The sequence below is a fragment of the Ramlibacter sp. genome (assembly GCF_028292805.1).
GTDB lineage: Bacteria > Pseudomonadota > Gammaproteobacteria > Burkholderiales > Burkholderiaceae_C > Ramlibacter.
The window spans coordinates 1-3,292 of sequence record NZ_JAQGLS010000134.1; the positions used below are offsets into that span (position 1 = coordinate 1).

General features: G+C 69.0%; 3 protein-coding genes. All 3 read left to right on the plus strand.

From position 1 onward, the window contains the following. The coding region (lptB, locus tag JWP65_RS07855; protein WP_367280486.1) for an LPS export ABC transporter ATP-binding protein at nucleotides 1-724 on the plus strand (724 nt) is incomplete at its 5' end. Nucleotides 725-742: 18 nt separating this feature from the next. Then, nucleotides 743-2,299 (plus strand): RNA polymerase factor sigma-54, encoded by a 1,557-nt coding sequence (locus tag JWP65_RS07860; RefSeq protein ID WP_299762414.1) that lies wholly within the window; start codon nucleotides 743-745, stop codon nucleotides 2,297-2,299. A 55-nt stretch (nucleotides 2,300-2,354) separates the two neighbouring features. Further along, nucleotides 2,355-3,292, plus strand: a 938-nt coding sequence (locus JWP65_RS07865) for a THUMP domain-containing protein (RefSeq protein ID WP_299762416.1), incomplete at its 3' end; no start/stop codon positions are given.

A 3,292-nucleotide genomic window follows, 5' to 3' on the forward strand; every position in this document is an offset into this window, starting at 1 on the left:
CCTCAACCTGCGCAAAAGCTATGGCAGCCGGCAGGTCGTGAAGGACGTGTCGCTCGCCGTCGAAAAGGGCGAAGTGGTCGGGTTGCTCGGCCCGAACGGCGCTGGCAAGACCACCTCCTTCTACATGATCGTGGGCCTGGTGCGCGCCGACGCCGGCGAAATCTCGATAGACGGCAACTCGGTGGAACACATGCCGATCCACCGCCGCTCGCGGCTGGGGCTGTCCTACCTGCCGCAGGAAGCGTCGATCTTCCGCAAGCTCAATGTCGAAGAGAACGTTCGCGCCGTGCTCGAACTGCAGCGCGACGAACATGCGAAGCCGCTCAGCCGCGCCGAGATCGACCGCAGGCTGACGGCGTTGCTGCAGGACCTGCGCGTCGAGCACCTGCGCGATTCGCCGGCGCTCGCGCTCTCGGGCGGCGAGCGGCGCCGGGTCGAGATCGCCCGCGCGCTGGCGACGCAGCCGCGCTTCATCCTGCTGGACGAGCCGTTCGCCGGCATCGACCCGATCGCCGTGATCGAGATCCAGCGGATCATCGGCTTTCTCAAGTCGCGCGGCATCGGCGTGCTGATCACGGACCACAACGTGCGCGAGACGCTGGGCATCTGCGACCACGCCTACATCATCAGCGAAGGCAGCGTGCTGGCCCAGGGCACGCCCGCCGATATCGTCAACAACGCCGATGTGCGCCGGGTCTATCTCGGTGAGCACTTCCGAATGTAGTCAGGAACTGCTGGCAGGATGAAGCAGGGCCTCTCACTTCGCGTCTCGCAACACCTTGCGTTGACGCCGCAATTGCAGCAGTCCATCAGGCTGCTGCAGCTGTCCACGCTGGAGCTGGGCCAGGAAATCCAGCAGATGCTGGACGACAACCCGTTCCTCGAAACCGGCCTGGACGACGGCCCCGACGAGTACGGACCGACGCAGTCGGACGCCCGGCCGATCGACGACGGCGAAGGCGCCGGTCTCGAGGCGCCTTTTTCTCTGGCCGCCGACACCCCGCGCAGCAGCGAGGCCGAAGCCGAGCCGGCCGAAGCCGGTGACGACGGCGCTCCCAGCTGGGAGGGCGACGGCACCAACGACACCCCGCACGATGACGGCGACTGGGGCGGCGACGCACCGGCGCGCCGCAACAGCGGCGAGGACGGTGAAGTCGACGCCACCGACCTGGCCCGCGGCAACGAGTCGCTGCAGTCCTGGCTGCACCGGCAGGCGCTGTCGCTGCGCCTGGGCGAGGAAGACCGGTTCGCGCTGCGCTTTCTGGTCGAGTCGCTCAACGACGACGGCTACCTGGACGAGCCGCTGGAGAGCCTGGCCGCCAGCCTGTCCCCGGACGACATGGAGCAGCAGGAGGAACTGGTGCACCGCTTCACGGTGGCGCTGCGCCTGCTGCAAAGCCTGGATCCGCCGGGCGTGGGCGCGCGCTCGCTGGCCGAATGCCTGATGCTGCAGCTGCGCTCGATCCAGCACGAATCCCCTGGCGACGAGGTCTGTCCGGTGGCGATCCGCGTGGTCAAGCAGCCGATCGACCTGCTGGCCAGGCGCGACGTCAAGCGGCTGGCCCAGCTGTGCGGCGACAGCGAACTGCGCGTGAAGTCCGCCATCACCATGATCACGCGGCTGGAGCCCAAGCCGGGCCGGCGCTTCATCGACGTCGAGCGCAACATCGTCGTGCCCGACGTGCTCGTCACCAAGACCGGCAAGGGCGCGCGCGCCGCCTTCCGGGTGGTGCTCAACCCCGAGGTGATGCCGCGTCTGCGGGTGCACGACGTCTACGCCGGCGCGCTCAAGGCGCACCGCGGCGGCGAAGGCCACCAGGCGCTGCAGCAGCGGCTGCAGGAGGCGCGCTGGTTCATCAAGAACATCCAGCAGCGCTTCGACACCATCTTGCGGGTCTCGCGCGCCATCGTCGAGCGGCAGCACAACTTCTTCGTCCATGGCGAGCTGGCGATGCGGCCGCTGGTGCTGCGCGAAATCGCCGACGAGCTGGGACTGCACGAATCCACGATTTCGCGCGTGACCACCGCCAAGTACATGTCGACGCCGTTCGGCACCTTCGAGCTGAAGTACTTCTTCGGCTCGGCGCTCGGCACCGAAACCGGCGGCAACGCCTCCAGCACGGCGGTGCGGGCGCTGATCAAGCAGTTCGTCGCCGCCGAAAGCACCGCCAAGCCGCTGTCGGACAGCCAGATCTCCGAGATGCTCAAGGAGCAGGGCATCGAATGCGCCCGCCGCACGGTGGCCAAGTACCGCGACGCGCTGCGCATCGCCCCGGCCAACCTGCGCCGGGCTCTTTGAGCCCGCTCTTTCCTTCCCCCCCACGGCGGCTGCGCCGCCCTTTATGCTTGCTTCCATGTCCTTGCTGCCCCTTTTCATGCCCTGCGCCGCTGGCGTCGAGTCCTGGCTCGCCGACGAGGTTCAACGCATCACGCGGCGCACGCCGCAGCCGGTGCGCGGCGGCGTCGGCCTGGACGCCGACTGGGCCGACGTGATGCGCCTGAACCTGCACGCGCGCCTGACCCAGCGCGTGCTGCTGCAACTGCACCACGGCCCGTACCACGAGGAGGCCGACCTGTACGAGGCCGCCGCGTCGGTGCCGTGGGAAGACTGGTTCACGCCGCGCGAAAGCTTCAAGATCGAGCTGACCGCGCACCAGAGCCCGCTGAAAAGCCTGAACTTCGCGGCGCTGAAGATCAAGGACGCGGTGGCCGATCGCTTCCGCGAGCGCGGCGGCGTGCGGCCGGACGTCGACACCCAGTGGCCCCAGGTGCGCGTGTTCGCCCACCTGGGGCCGGACACGGTCACGCTGTACATCGACAGCTCGGGCGAGCCGCTGTTCAAGCGCGGCTGGCGCGAGGACAAGGGTGAGGCGCCGCTGAAGGAGACGCTGGCGGCCGCGATGATCGCCGCGAGCGGCTGGGACGCGACGGTGCCTTTGTACGACCCCTGCTGCGGCAGCGGCACGATCGTGATCGAGGCGGCGCAGATCGCGTGCAACATCGCGCCGGGCCTGCTGCGCAAGTTCGCCTTCGAGAAGATGCTGCCGCACCGCGCGGCGGAATGGGCCTCGCTGAAGGCCGAAGCGGCGGCGGCGAAGCGGGCGTCGCCGGTGCCGATCTTCGGCAGCGACGTCGCGTTCCGCATGGTCGATTTCGCGCAGCGCAACGCGCAGCGCGCGGGTGTCGACCACGTCGTGCAGCTGCGCGGCGGGGACGCGCTGCAGCGCTCGCCGCCGGCGCCCGCACCGGGCACGCTGCTGCTCAATCCGCCGTATGACGAGCGCATCGAGGC